Origin of the sequence: Erwinia sp. S43 (assembly GCF_016624745.1) — a bacterium.
GTDB classification, from domain to species: domain Bacteria; phylum Pseudomonadota; class Gammaproteobacteria; order Enterobacterales; family Enterobacteriaceae; genus Erwinia; species Erwinia coffeiphila.
Window position 1 is genome coordinate 16,276 of the sequence record NZ_JACVTX010000008.1, and the last position, 26,553, is coordinate 42,828.

General features: G+C 54.5%; 24 protein-coding genes. 23 read left to right on the forward strand and 1 reads right to left on the reverse strand.

Annotation, left to right across the window (positions count from 1 at the left end; all coding sequences use genetic code 11):
• The first annotated feature begins 22 nt into the window (after positions 1-22).
• From ovoA to IBT47_RS12205, 23 genes are all read left to right on the forward strand, one after another.
• Positions 23-2,185 carry a 5-histidylcysteine sulfoxide synthase gene (gene ovoA, locus IBT47_RS12095; RefSeq protein ID WP_200560710.1) on the forward strand — a complete coding sequence of 721 codons (2,163 nt, stop codon included), beginning with the start codon at positions 23-25 and terminating at the stop codon, positions 2,183-2,185.
• A gap of 118 nt (positions 2,186-2,303) precedes the next feature.
• Positions 2,304-2,765, forward strand: coding sequence for a transcriptional regulator AsnC (asnC, locus tag IBT47_RS12100; RefSeq protein ID WP_105595279.1), 462 nt, complete (start codon positions 2,304-2,306; stop codon positions 2,763-2,765).
• Positions 2,766-2,943: 178 nt separating this feature from the next.
• Entirely contained in the window at positions 2,944-3,384 is a 441-nt protein-coding gene (gene mioC / locus IBT47_RS12105; protein ID WP_200560618.1) for an FMN-binding protein MioC, read from the forward strand.
• Between the two features lie 466 nt (positions 3,385-3,850).
• Positions 3,851-5,740, forward strand: coding sequence for a tRNA uridine-5-carboxymethylaminomethyl(34) synthesis enzyme MnmG (mnmG, locus tag IBT47_RS12110; protein WP_200560619.1), 1,890 nt, complete (start codon positions 3,851-3,853; stop codon positions 5,738-5,740).
• A gap of 81 nt (positions 5,741-5,821) precedes the next feature.
• Positions 5,822-6,442: a 16S rRNA (guanine(527)-N(7))-methyltransferase RsmG gene (gene rsmG / locus IBT47_RS12115; RefSeq protein WP_200560620.1), complete on the forward strand. Its 621-nt coding sequence runs from the start codon at positions 5,822-5,824 to the stop codon at positions 6,440-6,442.
• An 815-nt stretch (positions 6,443-7,257) separates the two neighbouring features.
• Positions 7,258-7,638, forward strand: a complete 381-nt coding sequence (gene atpI, locus IBT47_RS12120; RefSeq protein ID WP_105595283.1) for a F0F1 ATP synthase subunit I — start codon at positions 7,258-7,260, stop codon at positions 7,636-7,638.
• A 7-nt stretch (positions 7,639-7,645) separates the two neighbouring features.
• Entirely contained in the window at positions 7,646-8,464 is an 819-nt protein-coding gene (gene atpB, locus IBT47_RS12125; protein ID WP_105595284.1) for a F0F1 ATP synthase subunit A, read from the forward strand.
• A gap of 50 nt (positions 8,465-8,514) precedes the next feature.
• Positions 8,515-8,754 (forward strand): F0F1 ATP synthase subunit C, encoded by a 240-nt coding sequence (gene atpE / locus IBT47_RS12130; RefSeq protein WP_003849523.1) that lies wholly within the window; start codon positions 8,515-8,517, stop codon positions 8,752-8,754.
• Between the two features lie 97 nt (positions 8,755-8,851).
• Entirely contained in the window at positions 8,852-9,322 is a 471-nt protein-coding gene (atpF, locus tag IBT47_RS12135; RefSeq protein WP_105595285.1) for a F0F1 ATP synthase subunit B, read from the forward strand.
• An 11-nt stretch (positions 9,323-9,333) separates the two neighbouring features.
• Positions 9,334-9,867, forward strand: coding sequence for a F0F1 ATP synthase subunit delta (gene atpH / locus IBT47_RS12140; protein WP_105595286.1), 534 nt, complete (start codon positions 9,334-9,336; stop codon positions 9,865-9,867).
• A gap of 14 nt (positions 9,868-9,881) precedes the next feature.
• Positions 9,882-11,423, forward strand: a complete 1,542-nt coding sequence (gene atpA / locus IBT47_RS12145) for a F0F1 ATP synthase subunit alpha (protein ID WP_105595287.1) — start codon at positions 9,882-9,884, stop codon at positions 11,421-11,423.
• Between the two features lie 54 nt (positions 11,424-11,477).
• On the forward strand, positions 11,478-12,347 hold the full coding sequence (gene atpG / locus IBT47_RS12150; protein WP_105595288.1) for a F0F1 ATP synthase subunit gamma: 870 nt from the start codon (positions 11,478-11,480) through the stop codon (positions 12,345-12,347).
• 63 nt (positions 12,348-12,410) lie between these two features.
• Complete coding sequence (gene atpD / locus IBT47_RS12155) at positions 12,411-13,793, forward strand: F0F1 ATP synthase subunit beta (RefSeq protein ID WP_105595289.1); 1,383 nt, start codon at positions 12,411-12,413, stop codon at positions 13,791-13,793.
• A gap of 74 nt (positions 13,794-13,867) precedes the next feature.
• On the forward strand, positions 13,868-14,287 hold the full coding sequence (locus IBT47_RS12160; RefSeq protein ID WP_105595290.1) for a F0F1 ATP synthase subunit epsilon: 420 nt from the start codon (positions 13,868-13,870) through the stop codon (positions 14,285-14,287).
• Between the two features lie 166 nt (positions 14,288-14,453).
• Entirely contained in the window at positions 14,454-15,824 is a 1,371-nt protein-coding gene (gene glmU, locus IBT47_RS12165; RefSeq protein ID WP_200560621.1) for a bifunctional UDP-N-acetylglucosamine diphosphorylase/glucosamine-1-phosphate N-acetyltransferase GlmU, read from the forward strand.
• A 164-nt stretch (positions 15,825-15,988) separates the two neighbouring features.
• Complete coding sequence (glmS, locus tag IBT47_RS12170) at positions 15,989-17,818, forward strand: glutamine--fructose-6-phosphate transaminase (isomerizing) (RefSeq protein ID WP_200560622.1); 1,830 nt, start codon at positions 15,989-15,991, stop codon at positions 17,816-17,818.
• 127 nt (positions 17,819-17,945) lie between these two features.
• Complete coding sequence (locus IBT47_RS12175; protein ID WP_200560623.1) at positions 17,946-18,920, forward strand: peptidase; 975 nt, start codon at positions 17,946-17,948, stop codon at positions 18,918-18,920.
• 219 nt (positions 18,921-19,139) lie between these two features.
• Complete coding sequence (gene pstS, locus IBT47_RS12180; protein ID WP_200560624.1) at positions 19,140-20,180, forward strand: phosphate ABC transporter substrate-binding protein PstS; 1,041 nt, start codon at positions 19,140-19,142, stop codon at positions 20,178-20,180.
• A 74-nt stretch (positions 20,181-20,254) separates the two neighbouring features.
• Positions 20,255-21,217: a phosphate ABC transporter permease PstC gene (gene pstC, locus IBT47_RS12185; protein WP_105595297.1), complete on the forward strand. Its 963-nt coding sequence runs from the start codon at positions 20,255-20,257 to the stop codon at positions 21,215-21,217.
• Complete coding sequence (gene pstA / locus IBT47_RS12190) at positions 21,214-22,101, forward strand: phosphate ABC transporter permease PstA (protein ID WP_200545842.1); 888 nt, start codon at positions 21,214-21,216, stop codon at positions 22,099-22,101. Before pstC ends, pstA begins: the two co-directional genes overlap by 4 nt.
• A 43-nt stretch (positions 22,102-22,144) precedes the next feature.
• Positions 22,145-22,912, forward strand: a complete 768-nt coding sequence (gene pstB / locus IBT47_RS12195) for a phosphate ABC transporter ATP-binding protein PstB (protein ID WP_105595299.1) — start codon at positions 22,145-22,147, stop codon at positions 22,910-22,912.
• Between the two features lie 98 nt (positions 22,913-23,010).
• A complete protein-coding gene (gene phoU / locus IBT47_RS12200; RefSeq protein ID WP_105595300.1) occupies positions 23,011-23,745 on the forward strand; it encodes a phosphate signaling complex protein PhoU in 735 nt (244 codons plus the stop codon).
• Positions 23,746-24,014: 269 nt separating this feature from the next.
• On the forward strand, positions 24,015-25,253 hold the full coding sequence (locus IBT47_RS12205; protein WP_200560625.1) for an MFS transporter: 1,239 nt from the start codon (positions 24,015-24,017) through the stop codon (positions 25,251-25,253).
• Between the two features lie 169 nt (positions 25,254-25,422).
• On the opposite strand, the gene IBT47_RS12210 is transcribed toward IBT47_RS12205, so the two are convergent.
• The gene (locus IBT47_RS12210) at positions 25,423-26,538 is read right to left on the reverse strand and encodes an ABC transporter ATP-binding protein (RefSeq protein WP_200560626.1); all 1,116 of its coding nucleotides are present in this window, start codon (positions 26,536-26,538) and stop codon (positions 25,423-25,425) included.
• Positions 26,539-26,553: the final 15 nt, after the last annotated feature.

Genomic DNA, 26,553 nt, shown 5'->3' on the forward strand with positions numbered 1-26,553 from the left:
AGTCATATATCGGCTTTAGCCAATCGGCAGATGGGAGCATTACGTGACAGCACAACAACAGCATCAGAGCGGGCTTCCCGCACCAACCCGCACGCTACTTCTTGACGGCAGCGACCCCGAACAAAAACGCCAGCAGCTGCTCGCTTACTTCCGCCAGACCTGGGAACTCTACGAGCGCCTGTTTGACTGCCTGGCCGATGAACGGGCGTATTACAACAAAGCGATCCCGCTGCGCCATCCGCTGATCTTCTATTTTGGCCATACCGCCACCTTCTACATTAATAAACTCATGGCAGGCAGGCTGATTGACGCCCGAGTTGATGACCGGATCGAAGCCATGATGGCGATCGGCGTTGATGAAATGAGTTGGGACGATCTGGATAACAGCCACTACAGCTGGCCGTCGGTCAGCGAACTGCGTGACTATCGCGGTAAGGTTCGTAGCCGGGTAGAGCAGTTTATTGCAGAGATGCCGCTGTCGCTGCCGATTGGCTGGGACAGCCCGGCGTGGGTGATCCTGATGGGGATTGAACACGAGCGCATCCATCTGGAAACCTCCAGCGTACTGATTCGCCAGCTGCCGATCGAATGGGTTAAACCACAGCTCCACTGGCCCGCCTGCACCGAAGCCCGCCACGATCGTCTGGCGGTGCCGGAAAATTCGCTTATCGCCGTCGCCGGTGGCCGGGTGACCCAGGGAAAAACCGATCAAACTTACGGCTGGGATAACGAATACGGCACGCAGGTCAGTGAAGTGAAGCCCTTCCGCGCCAGTAAAATGCTGGTCAGCAACGCCGAGTTCTTCACCTTCGTCGCGGCAGGGGGCTACCAGCAGTCGCGCTGGTGGGATGAAGAGGGCGAGGGCTGGAGGACATTTTCCAAAGCCACAATGCCGACGTTTTGGATCGGCAGCGCCGGGCAGCCGGATAGCCTGCGTCTGCGGTTGATGACGGAAGAAGTGCCGATGCCGTGGGACTGGCCCGCCGAAGTGAACCAGTTGGAGGCCGCAGCCTTCTGTCGCTGGAAAGCAGAGGAAACCGGTAAGTCTATCCAGCTTCCGGCAGAAAGTGAATGGATGCTGCTGCGCGAACAGGTCGCCGGCGATCAGCCCGACTGGGACACCGCACCGGGCAATATCAATCTGGCCTACTGGGCCTCTTCCTGCCCGGTCGATCGCTTCAGCCAGGGGGATTTCTTCGACCCGATCGGCAACGTCTGGCAGTGGACCACCACGCCGATTAACGGCTTTGAAGGGTTTCGCGTGCATCCGCTGTACGACGATTTCTCCACGCCAACCTTTGACGGCAAACATGCGCTGATCAAAGGCGGCAGCTGGATCTCCACCGGTAACGAGGCGCTGAAATCTGCGCGTTATGCCTTCCGCCGCCACTTCTTCCAGCATGCGGGATTCCGCTACGTCGTCTCCAGCCATCAGGAAACCATGGCGCAAAACCCTTACGAAACCGACACCATGGTGTCGCAGTATCTGGATTTCCAGTACGGTCCGGAATATTTCGGCGTGGCCAACTATGCACGTACGCTGGTGGAAATCGCCTGCGGGCTGACGGATAAGCGGCAGCGCGCGCTGGATCTCGGCTGTGCCACCGGACGCGCCAGCTTTGAACTGGCGCGCCATTTCGAGCAGGTGGTGGGCATGGACTACTCGGCGCGTTTTATTGACGTCGCGCTGCAGCTGACCGGTGGTGAAGACTTCCGCTATGTCACCCAGGAAGAGGGCGATCTGGTGGAGTATCGCCAGGTCAGGCTGAAAGATTTTGGTCTGGACACTCAGCAGGCCAGCCGCATTCAGTTCGTACAGGGCGATGCCTGCAATCTGAAGCCGCAGCCGGAACACTACGATCTGGTCCTGGCTTCTAACCTGATCGACCGGTTACGCCAGCCCAAACGCTTCCTGCAGGATATCAGCGGCATGATCCGCAGCGGTGGCGTACTGATGCTCTCCTCGCCCTATACCTGGCTGGAGGAGTATACGCCGAAGGAAAACTGGCTTGGAGGGGTCCGTGAGAACGGGGAAGCCCTGACCACTTACCAGGCACTGCAACGACTGCTGGCGGCGGATTTTGAAGAGATCGCACCCGCACAGGACATTCCGTTTGTCATTCGCGAAACGGCGCGTAAATACCAGCATACGCTGGCGCAGCTGACGCTGTGGCGTAAACGCTGATCTCCCCTACCCCGCAGGCATCCCACTGCCTGCGGTTTATTTCAATCGATTGCCATCGCCTTCACGATCCCGCACAGTAACGCTATTCCAGGCACCCGCTAATAATCATGGAGCCACTATGCCCGAAAACATGCAGCCCGATAACCTCGATCGCGGCATTCTGATCGCCCTGATGGACAACGCCCGTACCGCCTACGCCGAGCTGGCAAAGCAGTTCAACGTCAGCCCAGGGACCATCCACGTGCGCGTAGAAAAGATGAAGCAGGCGGGGATCATTAAAGGCACGCGGGTTGAAATCGATCCGAAGCAGCTGGGCTACGACGTCTGCTGTTTTATCGGCATTATTCTCAAAAGCGCGAAGGATTATCCTTCTGCACTGGCCCGTCTTGAAGCACTTGATGAAGTGGTGGAAGCTTATTACACCACCGGGCATTACAGTATTTTTATCAAGGTGATGTGCCGATCTATTGATGCGTTACAGCAGGTGCTGATCAACAAGATCCAGACGATTGATGAAATTCAGTCCACGGAAACGCTGATCTCGCTGCAGAACCCAATAATGAGGGCAATTAAGCCCTGATCGGGCGCTTGTCCTCCCTCCCCGCGGCAATTTCCGGGCGATCCTGTGAATCATTTTATGCACAGATGTTTTCCTGAGTGCTTAATGTAGTATCTGCATAATATCCCTACTTACCCACAGGTAGATCCCAGCCTGATCACAGAGTACAATGCTCACCTTTGTGACTCAGGGATCCATCATGGCCGACATTACCTTAATCAGTGGCAGCACCTTAGGCAGCGCGGAATACGTTGCCGATCATCTGGCAGAGAAGCTGAACGAGGCCGGTTATACCACCGAGACGCTGTATGGTCCGGAACTGGATGAAGTGAAGCCTGAAGGGATCTGGCTGGTGGTGAGCTCTACCCACGGTGCTGGTGAACTGCCTGAAAATATCCAGCCGTTCTTCGATGCATTAAAAGAACAACAGCTGGATCTGAGTAACCTGCGTTACGGTGCAGTAGGCATTGGTAACCGTGAATACGATCTGTTTTGTGGTGCCATCGATCAGTTTGAGACATTGCTAAGCTCTCTGGGCGCTAAGCGTATTGGCGATTGCCTGAAAATCGACGTCCTCGAGCACGAGATTCCGGAAGATCCTGCCGGTGTTTGGGTGGAAACCTGGAAAGAGTCGATCTAAATATCACATCGATCGGGCTGAGATCGACGGTTAGATCCGTCCGATCGGCGTTTTTCAGCCCGTGAGTTTTGTAAATTATGTGCTTTTTCGCCTGGTTTATCAGCATTCATCTGTGGATAAACATGCTTAAATCACGGTAATAACCGGTTGTTATCCCAAGAACAACTTTATACCTTGCCTGTGGTTGTGCATAACATAGTATTTTGATCCCAGCTTATACGGATCGGGATCACCGATCATTCACAGCTAATGATCCTTCCTAATCGATTGATCGTTATCAGCAAAAAGCGCTTATCCACAGACCAGGACGATCCTAATAGAAGATCTAATAAAGAGATCTTTAAATAAAAAAGATCTTCTTTTTAATACGTGAAGATCCCGCCGCTTTCCCCGTCGTCTAAAGTTGAGTAGAATTCACGCCCCAGGCAACGATCCCTTAATCGCACAAACCGCGAGGTGCAGTACCATGTTTTATCCAGATCCTTTTGACGTCATCGTAATCGGTGGTGGTCATGCGGGAACCGAAGCTGCAATGGCAGCTGCCCGTATGGGTCAACAAACCCTGTTATTAACCCACAACATCGATACGCTCGGGCAGATGTCCTGCAACCCGGCGATCGGGGGTATCGGGAAAGGACATCTGGTTAAAGAAGTGGATGCACTGGGTGGGCTGATGGCCCATGCCATTGACCAGGCCGGTATTCAGTTTAGGATACTAAACGCCAGCAAAGGGCCAGCCGTCAGGGCAACCCGCGCTCAAGCGGATCGCGTGCTGTATCGTCAGGCCGTTCGCACTGCGCTGGAGAACCAGCCAAACCTGATGATCTTCCAGCAGGCGGTTGAGGATCTGATTGTTGAAAACGATCGCGTCGTCGGTGCCGTTACCCAGATGGGCCTGAAGTTCCGTGCAAAAGCCGTGGTGCTGACTGTCGGGACATTCCTCGATGGCAAAATCCATATCGGACTGGATAACTACAGCGGTGGCCGTGCCGGCGATCCGCCATCCATTCCGCTGGCGCGCCGCCTGCGTGAGCTGCCGCTGCGCGTTAACCGTTTAAAAACCGGTACACCTCCGCGTATTGATGCCCGCACGATAGATTTTAGCGTGCTGGCAACCCAGCACGGTGATACGCCGATGCCGGTCTTCTCGTTCATGGGCAATGTGGCTCAGCATCCACAGCAGGTGCCGTGTTACATCACCTACACCAATGAGAAAACCCACGATGTGATCCGTAACAACCTCGATCGCAGCCCGATGTATGCCGGGATCATCGAAGGGATCGGTCCTCGTTACTGTCCGTCGATCGAAGACAAAGTGATGCGCTTTGCCGATCGTAACGCGCATCAGATCTTCCTTGAACCGGAAGGCCTGACTAGTAATGAAATCTATCCAAACGGCATCTCCACCAGCCTGCCGTTTGACGTGCAGATGCAGATCGTCCGTTCCATGCAGGGGATGGAAAATGCCAAAATCGTGCGTCCTGGCTACGCCATTGAGTACGATTTCTTCGACCCGCGCGATCTGAAGCCGTCGCTGGAAAGTAAATATATTCAGGGCCTGTTCTTTGCCGGACAGATTAACGGCACCACCGGTTATGAAGAAGCCGCTGCTCAGGGACTGCTGGCCGGTCTGAATGCCGGTCGCTTCTCTGCGGATAAAGAGAGCTGGGCACCGCGCCGCGATCAGGCTTACCTTGGTGTGCTGGTTGACGATCTCTGCACGCTGGGTACCAAAGAACCGTACCGCATGTTTACTTCACGTGCCGAATACCGTCTGATGCTGCGTGAAGACAACGCCGATCTGCGTTTGACCGCTGCCGGTCGCGAGCTGGGACTGGTTGATGACGCCCGCTGGGCGCGCTTCAATGAAAAACTGGAGCGCATTGAGCTGGAACGTCAGCGCCTGCGTGATATCTGGGTTCACCCGAAATCCGCGACCGTTGATGAGATCAATACGGTTATCAGTGCGCCTCTGACCAAAGAGGCCAGCGGAGAAGATCTGCTGCGTCGCCCGGAAATGACTTATCAACAGTTAATGACGCTGAGCACTTTCGCTCCGGCGCTCAGCGATGAGCAGGCCGCCGAGCAGGTTGAAATTCAGGTTAAATACGAAGGCTATATCGCACGTCAGCAGGAAGAGATCGACAGACAGCAGCGTAACGAAAACACGCTGCTGCCGGTGGAGCTGGATTATCGGCAGGTCAGCGGTCTGTCCAACGAAGTGATCGCCAAGCTCAACGATCACAAACCGGGATCGATCGGCCAGGCTTCGCGTATTTCCGGCGTCACGCCTGCGGCGATTTCCATTCTGCTTATTTATCTTAAAAAGCAGGGACTGCTGCGTAAAAGCGCGTAACGACATCAACAGGGGCGGATGCCATCCGCCCCTGCCCGGCATTTCTGCTGCCGTAAATCTTAATTTTCTGGACCATCGCCTGTGATCAACAAACTCTCCGCCCTGCTTAAGAGCGCCAACATTTCCCTGACCGATCTGCAAAAACAACAGTTGATTGGCTACGTGGATATGCTGCACAAATGGAATAAGGCCTATAACCTGACCTCCGTCCGCGATCCTGAACAGATGCTGGTGCGCCATATCCTCGACAGTATCGTGGTAGAACCGCATCTGGAAGGTGAACGTTTTATCGATGTGGGTACCGGCCCCGGGCTTCCCGGCGTGCCGCTGGCTATTGTGCGTCCTCAGGCTCATTTCACCCTGCTGGACAGCCTGGGTAAACGCGTGCGTTTTTTGCGTCAGGTGCAGCATGAACTGAAACTGGAGAATATTACTCCGGTACAAAGCCGTGTTGAAGATTTTCCTGCTGAACCCCCGTTTGATGGCGTGATTAGTCGCGCATTCGCATCGTTGAACGATATGGTCAGCTGGTGTCATCATCTGCCTGGCTCTGAAGGGCGTTTCTATGCGCTGAAAGGCCTGCTACCCGAGGATGAAATTGCTGCGCTACCGGTGGGATTCGTCGTCGAAAAAATTGCCTCCCTTGCCGTTCCTGAACTGGAAGGCGATCGCCATCTGGTGATCATTTCGCCAAAGGGCTGACTTTTTAAGTGAAAAAAACCGCCACTTTTGATGCTGGCGGTTTTTTTTTCGCCATTTTTACCCTGTTGGGAGACGCTAATTCAGGGTAGTATCAGTTAATAACCCTTGAATTTGTATGATTTTTTTGTGCATTTGAGGAGATACGCTCGTCGCTGAGTTTTAGCCGGTCATCTTTTTTTATTTTTTTCGGACCAATCAGCCTGGACGGAGCTGTTGCTATAGCGTTAAATCAGAGCGCGGAAACGCACTGACAACTTCGTTTACATTTAACGCTCTGTTCACAATTTATTATCACAACGATCACCTTATCCATGGCATTTTAGATAGAGAATAGTCACATGGGAAAATATATCTTCTTAATAAATTCTCGTAAGTAATGGCTTTGAAGTTGTTAAATATTTGCTGGCGATGTCAATAAGCGGTTTTAATCAAGATAACAATCTGTTTTGCTAATAGAATGAACTTAAGTTATTGATATTAAATGCATTGCTTCTGTCTCGGTAATAATTATTAGCATCAGTCTTGTTTCTATACCGGAAAGGATATTACTAATTTGTGATCTTCCGCACGCTTTGTGAGCAAATTAGCCTGTGTATTTTAGAAAAATGGACGAATGGGATGGAAGTCATTTGTTTCGGAAAATAGGCCGCTGGAAAGAATTTTAAATAATTGTTCACCTTTTCTCTACTTATCCATTGAAATCACAGGTGCGCCCCGTATAATTTGCACGTTTTTTGCTGCTTGACTCAAATGAGTAAAGGCAGTTTTATACGACACGCGACATAGCCCGAGCGGGGCAGGAGAGTTTCAGCGTCATGTCAGTGTCCCTTTACAGAGTAAAATTTGCCCGAACCGTGCTGATATTACAGCTGGTGACATTCGTCTTAATCGGTGCGCTGTTTGCCCTTAAAGATTTGACCTGGGGCGTGTCCGCTCTGTTAGGTGGACTGGCAGCCTGGCTGCCAAACATGCTGTTTATGATTTTTGCCTGGCGCCACCAGGCGGGACATGAAGTAACAGGTCGGCTTGCCTGGACGTTCGTCTTCGGCGAGGCGCTGAAAGTGGTCGTTACTATTCTCATGCTAATCGTGGCGCTGGGTGTGTTTAAGGCGGCGTTTACGCCGCTGGGACTGGCCTGGTTATCGGTGCTGATTGTGCAAATCGTCGCACCGGCTGTAATCAACAACAAAGGGTAAGGGCATCATGGCTGCAGGAGAAATCTCTACGCCGCAAGAATACATAGGTCACCACCTGACGCACCTTCAGTTGGACCTGCGTACCTTCGAGCTAGTGAATCCGCACGACGCTCCGGCGACGTTCTGGTTATTAAATATCGACTCCATGTTTTTCTCTGTGGTGCTGGGACTGGTATTCCTGGTGCTGTTTCGCCAAGTCGCGAAGTCAGCCACCAGCGGTGTACCGGGCAAGTTACAGGCCGCTATCGAGTTAGTTGTTGGCTTTGTTGACGACAACGTTCGCGATATGTACCACGGCAAAAGCAAACTTATCGCTCCGCTGGCCCTGACGATTTTCGTCTGGGTATTCCTGATGAACTTCATGGATCTGCTGCCAATCGATCTGTTGCCATACATTGGTGAACATGTCTTTGGGCTGCCAGCATTGCGTGTGGTGCCTTCCGCAGACGTGAACGTTACGCTGTCGATGGCGCTTGGCGTATTTATTTTGATTCTGTTCTACAGCATCAAGATGAAAGGCATTGGCGGCTTTAGTAAAGAGCTGACTCTGCAACCCTTCAACCACCCCGTCTTTATTCCGGTCAACCTGATTCTGGAAGGTGTGAGCCTGCTGTCCAAGCCTGTTTCTCTGGGTCTGCGACTGTTCGGAAACATGTACGCGGGTGAATTGATTTTTATCCTGATTGCCGGCCTGCTGCCGTGGTGGTCACAGTGGGTTCTGAATGTGCCTTGGGCCATTTTCCACATCCTGATCATTTCGCTGCAAGCTTTCATTTTCATGGTCTTAACGATTGTCTATCTGTCGATGGCATCTGAAGAACACTGATTTTTTTCTCAACACTACTGCGTTTTAACTGAAACAAACTGGAGACTGTCATGGAAAACCTGAATATGGATCTGCTGTACATGGCTGCCGCTGTGATGATGGGCCTGGCGGCAATCGGTGCTGCGATCGGTATCGGCATCCTCGGAGGCAAATTCCTGGAAGGCGCCGCACGCCAACCGGATCTGATTCCTCTGCTGCGTACGCAGTTCTTTGTTGTAATGGGTCTGGTGGATGCAATCCCAATGATCGCCGTTGGTCTGGGTCTGTACGTGATGTTTGCTGTCGCGTAAATAACCGATTGTTTATCGCCGGCGCAGGTCAGCGATAAACGGCTTCTGCCGCTGTAAAGGCGGCAGAAAAAGTTAACTTAATAAGAGGCATTGTGCTGTGAACATTAATGCAACAATCCTCGGCCAGGCCATCGCGTTCATCCTGTTTGTCCTGTTCTGCATGAAGTACGTATGGCCGCCGCTGATGGCCGCTATCGAAAAGCGCCAGAAAGAAGTATCTGAAGGCCTTGCTTCCGCTGAACGTGCCAAAAAAGATTTGGATCTCGCGCAGGCTAATGCGACCGACCAGCTGAAAAAAGCGAAAGAAGACGCCCAGGTAATCATTGAGCAGGCGAACAAACGTCGCGCGCAGATCCTGGACGAAGCGAAAGCCGAGGCTGAACAGGAACGTAACAAGATCGTCACCCAGGCGCAGGCTGAAATCGACGCCGAGCGTAAACGTGCACGTGAAGAGTTGCGTAAGCAGGTCGCGATGCTGGCTGTTGCCGGCGCCGAGAAAATCATTGAACGTTCCGTGGATGAAGCTGCTAACAGCGACATCGTAGATAAACTGGTCGCTGAACTGTAAGGGAGGGGCTGATGTCTGAATTTACTACCGTAGCTCGCCCCTACGCTAAAGCCGCTTTTGACTTTGCGGTTGAGCATCAAAGTGTCGATCGCTGGCAGCAGATGCTGGCGTTTGCCGCCGAAGTGGCTGGCAATGAACAGGTATCAGAACTTCTTTCCGGCGCTCTGGCGCCGGAAGCGTTGTCTGCTGCGTTCATCGCAATCTGTGGTGACCAACTCGACGAAGCCGGCCAGAACCTGATTAAGGTTATGGCTGAAAACAAACGTTTGCCAGCACTTGCCGATGTACTGGATCAGTTCATCCAACTGCGTGCCGCACATGATGCGACCGCCGAGGTTGAAGTTATCTCTTCTTCTACATTGAGTGACGCGCAGCTGACCAAAATCAGCGCAGCGATGGAAAAACGTCTGTCACGCAAAGTTAAGCTGAATTGCAAAATTGATAAGTCTGTAATGGCAGGCGTAATCATCCGTGCGGGTGATATGGTCATTGATGGCAGCGTACGCGGCCGTCTTGAGCGCCTTACCGACGTCTTGCAGTCTTAAGGGGACTGGAGCATATGCAACTGAATTCCACCGAAATCAGCGAACTGATCAAGCAGCGCATTGCTCAGTTCAATGTAGTGAGCGAAGCTCACAACGAAGGTACTATTGTTTCCGTCAGTGACGGTATCATCCGCGTTAACGGCCTGGCCGATGTGATGCAGGGTGAGATGATTGCCCTGCCGGGTAGCCGTTACGCTATCGCACTGAACCTGGAGCGCGACTCCGTTGGTGCAGTAGTGATGGGCCCATACGCTGACCTCGCCGAAGGCATGAAGGTTAAGTGTACTGGCCGTATCCTGGAAGTTCCGGTAGGCCGTGGCCTGCTGGGCCGCGTGGTGAACACCCTGGGTGCACCAATCGACGGTAAAGGCGCTATCGACAACGACGGCTTCTCGCCGATCGAAGTGATTGCACCTGGCGTTATCGATCGTCAGTCCGTTGACCAGCCTGTACAGACCGGTTACAAATCTGTCGATGCGATGATTCCAATCGGCCGTGGCCAGCGTGAGCTGATCATCGGTGACCGTCAGACCGGTAAAACCGCGATGGCGATCGATGCGATCATCAACCAGCGCGATTCCGGCATCAAATGCGTTTACGTTGCTATCGGTCAGAAAGCTTCTACCATCGCTAACGTGGTGCGTAAGCTGGAAGAACACAACGCGCTGGCTAACACCATCGTTGTGGTTGCAACCGCATCTGAGTCTGCTGCTCTGCAATACCTGGCACCATACGCCGGTTGTGCGATGGGCGAATACTTCCGTGACCGCGGTGAAGACGCGCTGATCGTATACGATGACCTGTCTAAACAGGCCGTTGCTTACCGTCAGGTTTCCCTGCTGCTGCGCCGTCCACCGGGCCGTGAAGCATTCCCAGGCGACGTGTTCTACCTCCACTCCCGTCTGCTGGAGCGTGCTTCCCGCGTGAGCGCCGACTACGTTGAGCGTTTCACCAACGGTGAAGTGAAAGGTAAAACCGGTTCTCTGACCGCGCTGCCAATCATCGAAACCCAGGCGGGTGACGTTTCTGCGTTCGTTCCGACCAACGTAATCTCGATTACCGATGGTCAGATCTTCCTGGAAACCAACCTGTTTAACTCTGGTATTCGTCCAGCGGTTAACCCGGGTATCTCTGTATCCCGTGTTGGTGGTGCAGCGCAAACCAAGATCATCAAGAAACTGTCCGGTGGTATTCGTACCGCTCTGGCACAGTATCGTGAACTGGCTGCGTTCTCTCAGTTCGCATCCGATCTGGACGAAGCAACCCGCAAACAGCTGAGCCACGGTCAGAAAGTGACCGAGTTGCTGAAACAGAAACAGTATGCGCCGATGTCTGTAGCGCAGCAGGGTCTGGTGCTGTTTGCTGCCGAGCGCGGCTTCCTGAATGACGTCGAACTGGCGAAAATCGGTAGCTTCGAAGCGGCACTGCTGGCCTTCGCGGATCGCGATCACGCTGAGCTGATGGCTGATATCAACCAGACTGGTAACTATAACGGCGAAATCGAAGAGAAGCTGAAAGGCCTCCTCGAGACGTTTAAAGCAACCCAGTCCTGGTAATGTCTGGCGGCTTGTCCCTTAGGGGGCAGGCCGCAAGGCTTTGAGGAGAAGCTTATGGCCGGCGCAAAAGAGATACGTAGTAAGATCGGCAGCGTGCAAAACACGCAGAAGATCACCAAAGCGATGGAAATGGTCGCCGCCTCCAAAATGCGTAAATCGCAGGAACGCATGGCGGCCAGCCGTCCTTATGCAGAAACCATGCGCAAAGTGATTGGTCACATTGCGTTAGGTAATCTGGAATACAAGCACCCTTACCTGGAAGAGCGCGACGTTAAACGCGTTGGCTATCTGGTCGTATCTACCGACCGCGGGCTTTGTGGTGGTTTGAACATTAACCTGTTCAAAAGATTGCTGGCGGATATGAAAGGCTGGGCGGATAAAGGCGTTGAGAGCGATCTCGCCATTATCGGTTCCAAAGGTCTGTCATTCTTCAGTTCTGTCGGTGGCAACGTGGTTGCTCAGGTAACCGGAATGGGCGACAAACCTGCCCTCTCCGACCTGATTGGCCCGGTCAAAGTGATGCTGCAAGCATACGATGAAGGCCGCCTGGACAAGCTGTTTATTGTCAGCAACAAATTTATCAACACCATGTCTCAGTCTCCACAGATCGAACAGCTGCTGCCGTTACCTGCAGCCGATGATTCGGAAGGCGTTGTGAAGAAGAGCACCTGGGACTATCTGTATGAGCCGGATCCGAAAGCGCTGCTGGACACGTTACTGCGTCGCTATGTCGAATCTCAGGTTTACCAGGGTGTTGTAGAAAACCTGGCCAGCGAGCAGGCCGCGCGAATGGTGGCGATGAAAGCCGCAACCGACAACGGCGGAAACCTGATCAAAGAGCTGCAGTTGGTATACAACAAGGCTCGTCAGGCCAGCATCACCCAGGAACTTACCGAGATCGTCTCGGGGGCCTCCGCGGTTTAACCAGGTATACCCTGCTGCGTTTCGAACCGGCGGGGTATAAACGAATTAGGTAGAGGATTCAAGATGGCTACTGGAAAGATTGTCCAGGTAATCGGCGCCGTAGTTGACGTCGAATTCCCTCAGGACGCAGTACCACAAGTGTACAGCGCCCTTGAGGTTAAAAATGGTGATGCTCGTCTGGTGCTGGAAGTTCAGCAGCAGCTGGGTGGTGGCGTGGTTCGTACCATCGCTATGGGTTCTTCAGACGGCCTGAAGCGTGGTCTGGAAACCGTTGACCTTGAGCACCCGATCGAAGTACCAGTAGGTACTGCAACACTTGGCCGTATCATGAACGTGCTGGGTGAGCCAATCGATATGAAAGGCGATATCGGCGAAGAAGAGCGCTGGGCGATTCACCGCGCAGCACCTTCATACGAAGACCAGTCAAACTCTCAGGAGCTGCTGGAAACCGGTATCAAAGTTATCGACCTGATGTGTCCGTTCGCTAAGGGCGGTAAAGTGGGTCTGTTCGGTGGTGCGGGTGTAGGTAAAACCGTAAACATGATGGAGCTGATCCGTAACATTGCGGCTGAGCACTCAGGTTTCTCCGTATTTGCCGGTGTGGGTGAGCGTACTCGTGAGGGTAACGACTTCTACCACGAGATGACCGACTCTAACGTTATCGACAAAGTATCACTGGTTTATGGCCAGATGAACGAGCCACCAGGAAACCGTCTGCGCGTTGCGCTGACCGGCCTGACCATGGCTGAGAAGTTCCGTGACGAAGGTCGTGACGTACTGCTGTTCATCGATAACATCTACCGTTATACCCTGGCCGGTACTGAAGTATCAGCACTGCTGGGTCGTATGCCTTCTGCGGTAGGTTATCAGCCAACGCTGGCGGAAGAGATGGGCGTTCTGCAGGAACGTATCACCTCTACCAAGACCGGTTCAATCACCTCCGTACAGGCCGTTTACGTTCCTGCGGATGACTTGACTGACCCATCACCAGCCACCACCTTTGCGCACCTTGACGCAACCGTGGTACTGAGCCGTCAGATCGCTTCCCTGGGTATCTACCCGGCGGTTGACCCACTGGATTCTACCAGCCGTCAGCTGGATCCACTGGTTGTTGGTCAGGAACACTATGACACCGCGCGTGGCGTTCAGTCACTGCTGCAGCGTTATCAGGAACTGAAAGACATCATCGCCATCCTGGGTATGGACGAACTGTCAGAAGAAGACAAACTGGTGGTAGCACGCTCTCGTAAGATGCAGCGTTTCCTGTCCCAGCCATTCTTCGTGGCAGAAGTATTCACCGGTTCTCCGGGTAAATACGTGTCGCTGAAAGATACCATCCGTGGCTTTAAAGGCATTATGGAAGGCGAGTTCGACCATCTGCCAGAGCAGGCTTTCTACATGGTTGGTTCCATCGAAGAAGCCGTGGAAAAAGCGAAGAAACTGTAATTTTTACCCTGAGTCATTCAGGCTGCAGCAATGCGGCCTGAAGTATGACGGGTTAGTTTCTCAGGAGGTTAATTATGGCTATGACTTTTCACCTGGACGTTGTCAGCGCAGAACTGCAAATGTTCTCCGGTCTGGTACAAAGCATCCAGGTATCAGGTAGCGAAGGTGAGCTGGGTATTCGCCCAAACCACGCCCCGCTCCTGACTGCCATTAAGCCTGGTATGGTTCGCATCGTTAAGCAGCACGGTGACGAAGAGGTGATTTACCTCTCCGGCGGCGTGCTGGAAGTGCAGCCTGGCGCGGTTACCGTGCTGGCTGACACCGCGATCCGTGGTACCGACCTTGATGAAGCGCGCGCGCTGGAAGCGAAACGCAAAGCTGAAGAGCATATGAACAGCTCTCACGGCGATGTTGACTTCGCTATCGCGTCGGCAGAACTGGCGAAAGCCATTGCTAAGCTGCGCGTCATTGAGTTGACCAAGAAAGCGATGTAACTCAGGTTTAAGCTGCAGAATGCCAGTCAGGAAACTGACTGGCATTTTTTTGCCTGCCGTTTGAGATTTCCACCGTTCTGAAAGCTAATTTCGGGCCAAGAAAAATGTAGTATTCTTAGCGCTAAACCGCTTTACTTTCCTCATCAAAACAAGAATCAGGATGTCTATGTCTACCAGCCCGATGAGCGTGGTGATCCTTGCCGCTGGCAAAGGAACCCGCATGTACTCCGACCTGCCAAAAGTGCTGCACCTGCTGGCCGGAAAACCGATGGTTCAGCACGTTATTGATGCCGCTAAGGTGTTAAACGCGCAGCAGATTAATCTGGTTTACGGTCACGGTGGCGATCTGCTGAAAAGCACGCTGGATGATGCCTCTCTGAACTGGGTGCTCCAGGCCGAGCAGCTGGGAACCGGGCACGCGATGCAGCAGGCTGCACCTCATTTTGCCGATGATGAAGATATTCTGATGCTGTACGGCGACGTGCCGCTGATCTCGGTGGATACCCTGCGCCGCCTGCAGTCGGCTAAACCCGAAGGCGGCATTGGCCTGCTGACGGTGATCCTGGATAACCCAACGGGATACGGTCGCATCATCCGGGAAGGTGGCAATGTGGTTGGCATTATCGAGCAAAAAGATGCCGCACCGGAACAGCTGCTGATTAATGAAATCAACACCGGTATCCTGATCGCCAATGGTGCTGACCTCAAGCGCTGGCTGAGCAAGCTCACTAATAACAACGCCCAGGGTGAATACTACATCACCGATATCATTGCGCTGGCGCATCAGGAAGGCCGCCATATTGAAGCGGTGCACCCTGCCCGCACCACGGAAACCGACGGCGTCAACAATCGCCTGCAGCTGGCTACGCTGGAACGTGTTTATCAGGCCGAGCAGGCGGAAAAGCTGCTGCTGGCCGGGGTAATGCTACTGGACCCTGCACGCTTCGATCTGCGCGGTACGCTGGAGCACGGTCGCGATGTGGTGATTGATACCAATGTGATTATTGAAGGCCACGTTACCCTGGGTGACCGGGTAAAAATCGGCAGCGGCTGCGTGATTAAAAACAGCGTTATCGCCGACGACAGTATTATCAGCCCGTACACCGTCATTGAAGATGCGCAGCTGGCTGAAGCCTGCACAGTCGGGCCATTCGCCCGCCTGCGTCCGGGAAGTGAGCTGGCAGAAGGTGCCCATGTCGGTAACTTTGTTGAGATGAAAAAAGCACGCCTCGGCAAAGGCTCCAAGGCGGGACATCTGAGCTATCTGGGTGATGCCGAGATTGGTACAAACGTAAATATTGGAGCAGGTACAATCACCTGCAATTACGACGGCGTGAATAAGTCGAAAACCATCATCGGTGATGATGTGTTTGTCGGCTCGGATACCCAGCTTATTGCCCCGGTTACAGTCGCTGACGGCGTCACTATTGCTGCCGGAACGACTATTATGAAAGACGTGCCCGCCGCCGGGCTGGTCTACAATCGGAAAGAGCAGCAGCTGAACGCCAGCTGGCAGCGTCCGGTAAAGAAAAAATAGGTTTTCAACGGGCTGGGGTTCTCCCCTGCCCGATATAAAAAGCAGTAAACATAAAAATAATCCCCACTCTCTACAAGGCTCGGGGAACCGGTATACACCGGAAAATCAGGTCAGAAGACAACGCTGATGGCATATGAAATGCCATTAAGTCAGGAAAATTTACTATGTGTGGAATTGTTGGTGCTGTAGCGCAGCGTGATATTGCAGAAATCCTGCTTGAAGGCCTGCGTCGTCTGGAGTATCGCGGTTATGACTCCGCCGGTCTGGCCGTTGTTGACCAGCAGGGGCATGTGACCCGTCTGCGTCGTTTGGGCAAGGTCGTTAACCTGGCCGAAGCGGCGGAAGAAACGCCGCTGGTGGGGGGAACCGGTATTGCTCATACCCGCTGGGCAACTCACGGAGAGCCGTCGGAGGCCAATGCGCATCCGCATATTTCCGACCATATCATCATTGTTCACAACGGCATTATCGAGAATCACGAACCGCTGCGCGAGCTGTTGATCGAGCGCGGTTACTCATTTGCTTCCGAAACCGACACCGAAGTGGTTGCCCATCTGGTTCACTGGGAGCAAAAACAGGGCGGATCGCTGCGTGAGGTGGTGCTGCGCACCATTCCTCAGCTGCGCGGTGCCTACGGCATGGTCATTATGGACAGCCGCGATCCGTCTACGCTGGTAGCGGCACGCTCCGGTAGTCCGCTGGTGATTGGTCGCGGTGTGGGTGAGAACTTCATCGCCTCCGATCAGCTGGCGCTGCTGCCGGTCACTCGCCGCTTTGTTTATCTGGAAGAAGGCGATATTGCTGAAATCACCCGCCGTGATGTGATCATCATCGATCGCAACGGCAACACGGTGAAACGTGCGGAAATTGAATCCAACGTGCAATATGACGCCGGTGATAAAGGGATTTATCGACACTATATGCAGAAAGAAATTTATGAACAGCCCGTCGCGATTAAAAACACCCTGAGCGGGCGTTTCAGTCACGGCGAGGTGGATCTCTCCGAGCTGGGGCCAAATGCCGATGCGCTGCTGTCCAACGTTGAGCATATCCAGATTGTGGCCTGCGGCACCTCCTATAACTCCGGTATGGTGTCCCGCTACTGGTTTGAATCGCTGGCTAACGTGCCGTGCGATGTGGAGATCGCCTCTGAGTTCCGCTACCGCAAATCCGCAGTGCGTAAAAACAGCCTGTTGATCACTCTTTCGCAGTCCGGTGAAACCGCCGATACGCTGGCGGCGCTGCGTCTGTCAAAAGAGCTGGGCTACCTGGGATCGCTGGCCATCTGCAACGTGGCAGGTTCTTCACTGGTTCGCGAGTCGGATCTGGCGCTGATGACCAAAGCCGGTACTGAAATTGGCGTGGCCTCCACCAAAGCCTTCACCACCCAGCTGACCGTGCTGCTGATGCTGGTGGCGCGCGTGGGCCGCCTGAAAGGTATCGACCCGCAGGTTGAGCACGATATCGTGCATGCCCTGCAGGCGCTGCCGAGCCGCATTGAACAGATGCTGTCTCAGGATGAGCTGATTGCCGAGCTGGCGGAAGATTTCTCTGATAAACAGCATGCGCTGTTCCTTGGCCGTGGTGATCAGTATCCGATCGCTATGGAAGGGGCGCTGAAGCTGAAAGAGATCTCCTACATTCATGCGGAAGCCTATGCGGCGGGCGAGCTGAAGCACGGTCCGCTGGCGCTGATTGATGCCGATATGCCGGTGATCGTGGTGGCGCCAAACAACGAACTGCTGGAGAAGCTGAAGTCGAACATTGAAGAAGTTCGCGCGCGCGGCGGCCTGCTGTACGTGTTTGCCGATGTCGATGCCGGATTTGCCAGTAGCGAAGGGATGCGGATTATTCCGCTGCCGCACGTTGAAGAGGTGATTGCGCCGATCTTCTACACCGTGCCGCTACAGCTGCTCTCCTATCACGTCGCCCTGATTAAGGGCACCGACGTCGATCAGCCGCGCAACCTGGCGAAATCCGTTACCGTAGAATAATTTCTGCCCCGCCGTTTCTGTTCGCAGATCCCGGCTAAAATATAATCCAGCCCGCTGACCTACAGCCGGCTGGATTTTTTTTATCTTTCGACAGCGGGATTATCCGGGCGAGTTGCAGGAGCAGGACATGTTACTGAAAAAGTTGATGGCGATACTGATGGGGCTGGGCGGGCTGCTAGGCATCTCCGGCGGCGCACAGGCAGCGCGTCCACCGCAGCCTGCAATGGATGCACCGGGGGAGTGCCGAGACAGCGCCTTTTTACAGCAGCATCCGCTGACGGAAACCCTGCGTGCCGAGCCTTTTGTTATTTTCTACACCCGCAGCGGTGACAATGCCCCACCGCTGGAGGACACCACCGGCAGCGGCACGCCGGACTACGTCAAAAACGTGGCGATCCAGCTGCAGGCCGCCAATCAGTACTATCAAAAGATGCTGCGATTAACTCCACCGCTGGAACAGCCGCGTTACCGGCTGGCAAAAGCCATCCATGTTTATCTGTTTGACCTGCCGCGCGGCAACGGTATGGCCTTCGATGAAGTGACGCGGGTGAAGGGAGAGGACGGTAACTGGCTGCCCTGTGCCTTAACCATCCGCATCAGTTCTAAGCTCAATCAACCGCTTAATCCCACCCCGGCTCACGAGCTGTTTCATCTTTATCAGTACGGCTACACCCAGTTTAAAGTCGGCTGGTTGCTGGAGGGGATGACACGCTGGATCGAATCCGCGTATAACGGCGAAATTGTCATGTCGAAAAAACTACAGGCGCGGCCGCCGCTGAAAGGCGCTGAGCTTTATGCCCTGCGCTATTCCGCCTGGCCTTTCTGGCAGCGCCTGGCCAGGGAGAAATACGGCACGGTCACGCTGTCGCCGGAACTTGAGGCCGTACGCTATCTTGACGGTAATCCGGTCTTTCGCACTACCACGCTGCCCGGCGGAGAGGCGCTGGAACCTTTGCTAACCCGACTTCAGGAGTTAAGTAAGGAACAGTCGCGACAGGCGAACTTGCCCTACTATCAGTGGCCGGAAAAACTTCAGCAGTCACATCAGTTTGACGATGTTATCTGCCAGGCCATGGAAGGAATTGAGTGTTCTCAGCCGTAATAAACGTGAATGTCCCTTCGCGCAATATCCCATCAGGTATTGCGCGTTAATTCAGCGTCACTGATTTAAACCCCGTCTGTAATGCCTCAGGGTGCATGTCATAAAAGTGTCATATTTCGTACATTTTACTGTCACCAAACTGTCCTATTTTGCCTCCAGCAGCAAACATTAATCAGATAAACACAGCACTGGCCTGACTTTTAATCCCGTGGAGGGAACATGACACTGATGCACAAAACCCTGGCTCAATTCGTCGCCGTAACCCTGTCTCTGAGCGCGGTTTCTGCCATGGCAGCCACCAACCTGACCGGCGCTGGCGGTACTTTCCCTGCTCCGGTTTATAACAAGTGGGCTGCTGAGTACAACACAGCAACAGGTACTCAGGTTAACTATCAGGGGATCGGTTCCTCCGGCGGCGTTAAGCAGATCATCGCTAAAACCGTAGATTTCGGTGCATCTGATGCGCCAATGAAAGATGAAGATTTACAGACTAACGGCCTGTTCCAGTTTCCGACAGTTATTGGCGGCGTGGTACTGGCGGTTAATATTCCTGGTATCAAATCTGGCCAGCTGATCCTCGACGGTAAAACCGTAGGCGACATCTACCTGGGCAACATCAAAAAGTGGAACGACGCGGCGATCACCAAGCTGAACCCGGGCGTGAAACTGCCGGACTCTGACATCAACGTGGTACGCCGCGCTGACGGTTCCGGTACCTCTTTCGTGTTCACCAGCTACCTGTCTAAAGTGAACAGCGACTGGAACAGCAAAATCGGTAAAGGCAGCACCGTTAACTGGCCGGTTGGTCTGGGCGGTAAAGGCAACGACGGCGTAGCTGCATTCGTACAGCGTCTGCCGGGTTCAATCGGTTACGTTGAATACGCTTACGCTAAGCAAAACAGCCTGGCGTACACCAAGCTGGTGGATGCGGATGGTAAAGCAATCGAGCCAGGCGAGAAGAGCTTTAGCGATGCTGCTAAAGGCGCAGACTGGAGCAAATCGTTCGCTCAGGATCTGACCTTCCAGAAAGGCGACAACGCGTGGCCAATCACCTCTACCACCTTTATCCTGGTGCACAAAGAGCAGGCTAACGCTGAGAAAGGCGCAGCCGTACTGAAGTTCTTCGACTGGGCTTACAAAAACGGTAGCAAAACCACCGCTGGCCTGGACTACGCTTCACTGCCTGAGTCAGTGGTAACGCAGATCCGCGCAGCATGGAAAGCGAACGTGAAAGACAGCTCCGGTAAAGCTCTGTACTAAGCTTCGGCTGACTATCCCAGGGGTCAGGTTCGCCTGACCCGATACTTATCCGCAGTATCAAAATCGAGAAGACTATGGCTGCAACCAAGCCGACATTCAAAGCCCCCGGCAAACAGGGTGACATTATTTTCGGTGCGCTGGTAAAACTGTCCGCGCTGATTGTTCTGCTCCTCCTCGGTGGCATTATTGTTTCCCTGATATTTTCCTCCTGGCCCAGCATCCATAAATTTGGTTTCTCCTTCCTGTGGACCAAAGAGTGGGATGCGCCTAACGAACAATTCGGTGCGCTGGTTCCGATTTACGGCACCATCGTCACCTCTGTTATTGCCCTGATCATTGCTGTTCCGGTGAGCTTTGGTATCGCACTGTTCCTGACCGAGCTGGCTCCAAACTGGCTGCGCCGTCCTCTTGGCGTGGCAATTGAACTCCTGGCAGCAATTCCAAGTATCGTTTACGGCATGTGGGGCCTGTTTATCTTCGCGCCGCTGTTTGCGAAGTACTTCCAGCAGCCGGTCGGTGATGTTCTGTCCAACATCCCGATTGTTGGTGCGCTGTTCTCCGGCCCGGCATTCGGTATCGGTATCCTGGCGGCGGGTATCATCCTGGCGATCATGATCATTCCGTATATCGCCTCGGTGATGCGCGACGTCTTCGAGCAGACGCCGGTGATGATGAAAGAGTCCGCCTACGGCATCGGTTGTACCACCTGGGAAGTCATCTGGCGCGTCGTCCTGCCGTTCACCAAAAACGGTGTAATCGGCGGCGTGATGCTGGGTCTGGGGCGTGCGCTGGGCGAAACGATGGCGGTGACCTTTATTATCGGTAACACCTACCAGCTCGACAGCGCCTCGCTGTTTATGCCTGGCAACAGTATTACCTCCGCACTGGCTAACGAATTTGCTGAAGCCGAGTCCGGTGTGCATACCGCTGCGCTGATGGAGCTGGGGCTGATTCTGTTTGTGATTACCTTCATCGTACTGGCCTGTTCCAAGATGATGATTATGCGTCTGGCGAAAAGTGAAGGAGCGCGCTCATGACCACGATGGAAATGCAGGCTCGCGCTGAGCTGGAAGCATCGCGTCGTAAAATGCAGTCCTGGCGTCGGACCAAGAACCGTATCGCCCTTACCCTGTCGCTGCTGACCATGGCATTTGGCCTGTTCTGGCTGGTGTGGATCCTGTTCGCCACCGTGACACGCGGCATCGACGGCATGTCTCTGTCGCTGTTTACCGAAAACACCCCTCCGCCAAACACGGCGGGTGGCGGCCTGGCTAACGCCCTGGCGGGCAGCGGCCTGTTGATTTTCTGGTCAACCGCGTTCGGCACACCGTTGGGCATTATGGCGGGGATTTATCTGGCCGAGTACGGCCGTAAGTCCTGGCTGGCTGAAATTATCCGCTTTATTAACGATATCCTGCTCTCAGCACCGTCGATTGTGGTGGGCCTGTTCGTCTACACCATCGTGGTGGCGCAGATGCAGCACTTCTCCGGCTGGGCTGGTGTGGTTGCGCTGGCGCTGTTGCAGATCCCTATCGTTATTCGTACGACGGAAAACATGCTCAAGCTGGTTCCTGACAGCCTGCGTGAAGCGTCCTACGCGCTGGGTACGCCAAAGTGGAAGATGATTTCGGCGATTACGCTTAAAGCGTCAATCTCCGGCATCCTGACCGGTGTGCTGCTGGCGATTGCCCGTATTGCCGGGGAAACCGCTCCGCTGCTGTTTACATCACTGTCGAACCAGTTCTGGAGTACCGACATGATGCAGCCGCTGGCGAACCTGCCGGTGACCATCTTTAAGTTCGCTATGAGTCCGTTTGCCGAATGGCAAAGCCTGGCCTGGGCGGGTGTGTTGATTATTACGCTGTGCGTACTGTTACTTAACATCCTGGCACGCGTAGTTTTCGCCAAGAGTAAACATTAATTAAGCAGCGCGGCTGCGGCGGCGCGGACTAAGTGAGAGCAAAATGATTAATACTTCCGCTAAGATGATTCAGGTTCGCGATTTGAACTTCTATTACGGAAAATTCCACGCGCTGAAGAACATCAACCTGGATATTGCGAAAAACCAGGTTACCGCGTTTATCGGTCCGTCCGGCTGTGGTAAATCCACCCTGCTGCGTACCTTTAACAAGATGTTTTCTCTTTACCCGGAGCAGCGCGCGGAAGGCGAAATCCTGCTGGATGGCGACAACATTCTGAATGCCAGCCAGGATATCGCCCTGCTGCGTGCCCGTGTTGGGATGGTGTTCCAGAAGCCAACGCCGTTCCCGATGTCCATCTATGACAACATCGCCTTCGGCGTGCGCCTGTTCGAAAAACTGTCGCGTGCCGATATGGATGAGCGCGTGCAGTGGGCACTGACCAAAGCCGCGCTGTGGACGGAAACCAAAGACAAGCTGCATCAGAGCGGTTACAGTCTGTCCGGCGGCCAGCAGCAGCGCCTGTGTATCGCGCGCGGCATCGCGATTCGCCCGGAAGTATTGCTGCTTGATGAGCCTTGCTCAGCGCTGGACCCGATCTCAACCGGCCGCGTTGAAGAGCTGATTACCGAGCTGAAACAGGACTACACCGTGGTGATCGTGACCCACAACATGCAGCAGGCCGCACGCTGCTCCGATCACACTGCGTTTATGTACCTGGGTGAACTGATTGAATTCAGCGATACCGATACGCTGTTTACCAAGCCAGCCCAGAAGCAAACAGAAGATTACATTACCGGCCGCTACGGCTGAAAACAGGCAGTTACCCTTGCCAATTTGCGGTGGCGGACGGTCCGCCCCCAAACTGACTGCGTTCTTAACGCCTGTTTTAAACAGGTCTGGAGTTTGAGATGGAAAGCTTAAATCTGAACAAACACATCTCCGGCCAGTTCAACGCCGAGCTGGAGCATATTCGTACCCAGGTGATGACCATGGGAGGAATGGTGGAGCAGCAGCTGACTGACGCCATTACCGCCATGCATAACCAGGATGGCGAGCTGGCCAACAAAGTGATTGAAGGCGATCACAAGGTCAACATGATGGAAGTGGCGATCGATGAAGCCTGCGTGCGCATCATCGCCAAACGTCAGCCGACCGCCAGCGACCTGCGCCTGGTCATGGCGATTATCAAAACCATCTCCGAGCTGGAACGCATCGGTGACGTGGCGGAGAAGATCAGCCGTACCGCGCTGGAGAAATTTACCCAGCAGCAGCAGCCGCTGCTGGTGAGCCTGGAATCGCTGGGCCACCACACCATTGAGATGCTGCACGACGTGCTGGATGCGTTTGCGCGCATGGATCTGAATGCGGCGATTGAAATCTATCGCGAAGATAAGAAGGTTGACCAGGAATATGAGGGCATCGTGCGCCAGCTGATGACCTATATGATGGAAGACCCTCGCACCATCCCAAGCGTGCTGACCGCGCTGTTCTGCGCCCGCGCCATCGAGCGTATCGGTGACCGCTGCCAGAATATCTGCGAAATCATCTTCTACTTCGTGAAGGGCCAGGATTTCCGCCACGTCGGCGGCGACCAGCTGGATAAACTGCTGGCCGGTGACGACAGCGGCAGCAATCCCGCCTGATAATCAGCGGGGCCGCCAATCGCAGCCCCGCTTTTCCTCTGCTCGCATCTTCATACTGCCGATCTGGTTTTTTTCCGCTGCCGACATTCTCCCCGACTGTTCTTTTTTTGTTCTACACCTTGTCTGCGACGGCCTCACTGAAGTTTCATTTCTCCGCCAAAGCGTAACCGACGACAACGCTTTTTTCCCACCCGCTGCCCGGCAGATGCAACCGGATTTATTTCAGGTATATACTTGGCGCACAATTTGAACGATATGGCTTTGAAATAATGTCTTCTTCTCCTTCTGCTAAACGCGGCGTGACGCCGGGTAAAGCGATGGTTGCCGCGGTCAGCGGCTATGCAATGGATGGTTTTGACCTGCTGATCCTCGGCTTTATGCTGCCGGCGATCAGCGCCTCGCTGGTGCTTAACGCGTCTCAGGCGGGATCTCTGGTGACCTGGACGCTGATCGGTGCGGTGATCGGTGGAATTGTCTTCGGTCACCTCAGTGACCGGCTGGGTCGTATACGCGTGCTGACCTTCACCATTCTGATGTTCTCGGTGTTTACCGGACTTTGCGCCGTGGCGCAGGGGTACTGGGATCTGCTGGCGTATCGCACCCTGGCCGGTATGGGGCTGGGCGGTGAGTTTGGTATCGGCATGGCGCTGATCGCCGAGGCCTGGCCCGCCAACAAACGTAACCGCGCCTCGGCGTGGGTGGGCATGGGCTGGCAGCTCGGCGTACTGCTGGCGGCGTTTATCACCCCGTTCCTGCTGGACATTATCGGCTGGCGCGGCATGTTCCTTGTCGGCCTTCTCCCGGCGCTGGCCTCATTTGCCATCCGTCGCGGCATGGGCGAACCGGAAGCCTTTACGAAGCATGTCGACGTGAACCAGGGGCTGTCGTTCCCGGCACGCATCCGGCTGCTGTTTGCCGACAGGGCCACTTCGAAAGCCAGTATCGGTATTTTTATCCTCTGTTCGGTGCAGAACTTCGGCTACTACGGGCTGATGATCTGGATGCCGAGCTACCTCTCCTCCAGCTTCGGCTTCTCGCTGACCAAATCCGGCCTGTGGACGGCGGTGACCGTGGTGGGCATGACCTTCGGCATCTGGCTGTTTGGTGTGCTGGCGGATCGCTTCGCGCGCTGGAAAATTTTCCTGATTTATCAGGTTGGCGCAGTAGTGATGGTGGTGGTTTATGCCCAGCTGCGCGATCCGACGGTGATGCTGTTTACCGGCGCGCTGATGGGGATGTTTGTTAACGGCATGATTGGCGGCTACGGCGCGCTGATCTCTGACACCTATCCGGTGAAGGTGCGTGCAACCGCGCAGAACGTCCTGTTCAATCTGGGCCGTGGCGTCGGCGGCTTTGGTCCGCTGGTGATCGGTCTGCTGGTGGGCCAGTGGTCGTTTACCGCCGCGATTACTCTGCTGGCGCTGATCTACCTGCTGGATATCTTCGCCACCCTGTTCCTGCTGCCGAAAAAGCAGGGCAGCGAGGATGTGCTGGGAGCGATTGGCTGATACTGGCCAGGCCCGGATGCGATGATCGTCCGGGCCGAGCGGGTCTGTCGCGTTGAGATCCGTGCTTCACAGTGCCGCAGCAGTTTCCCGCTCAGATTGCAGACTCTCACTCCCTTGCTGTTCCGTCAGTGTACCGTATTGACATGATGCATAACGTTTCCCTTCAGGTTTAATGCGTTGCCGACGATGCGACCAGCCGCTGAAAGGCGCGGCCCTGGCTGTCGAACAGGTAGCAGCACTCTACCGGCAGGCCAACGCCAACGGTATCTCCCACCCGGATCGTTGAGCGTTCGGGATTGCGCACGACCCAGGGTTCACTGACGTTGCCGTTATCCAGATAAAGGTAGGTTTCGTTGCCCATATGCTCAACAAACATCACTTCGCCCTGATATTCACACTGCGCCAGGTTGCCACCGCGGATATGCTCCGGGCGAATACCGATATTGACGCTTTGCCCCTCGGCTTCGGGCGGCGTCGCGATGGGCAGCACCAGTGATTTACCGTTATCCAACTCCACCACGCTCTGTTGTTCTCCGGCGCGGCGCAGAACCGCCGGGATCAGATTCATTTTCGGTGAGCCAATAAACTGGGCGACAAATTCGTTGGCCGGATGGTCGTACAGCTCCAGCGGCGTGCCAACCTGTTCAATATTTCCCTTATTCAGCACGACGATGCGGTCGGCCAGAGTCATGGCCTCCACCTGATCGTGGGTGACATAAATAATCGTCGAGCCAAGCCGCTTGTGCAGCGAGGCGACCTCCATCCGCATCTGCACGCGCAGTGAGGCATCGAGGTTAGAGAGCGGTTCATCGAACAAAAACAGCCGGGGTTCGCGCACAATCGCCCGGCCAATCGCCACGCGCTGGCGCTGACCGCCGGAGAGATCCTTCGGTCGCCGCTCCAGCAGCGGTTCCAGCTGCAGGATTCCGGCGGTTTCATGTACTCTACGCGCGATGTCATCCGCCGGATGGCCCGCCAGCTCCAGCGCGAAGGCCATATTCTTGTACACGCTCATATGCGGATAGAGCGCATAGGATTGGAAGACCATGCCGATACCGCGTTCTGAAGGGCTGTCGTCGTTCACGTAGCTACCGTCGATGTACATGCCGCCGCCGCTGATCTCCTCCAGGCCAGCGATCATGCGCAGCAGCGTGGACTTGCCGCAGCCGGAAGGCCCGACCACCACCACGAACTCGCCGCTGTTAATCTGAAGATCCAGTGACTTAATCACTTCCGCTTTGTTGCCGTAGCGTTTTTGCAGGTTTTTCAGCGTTAATTGCGCCATATTCTCTCCACTCAG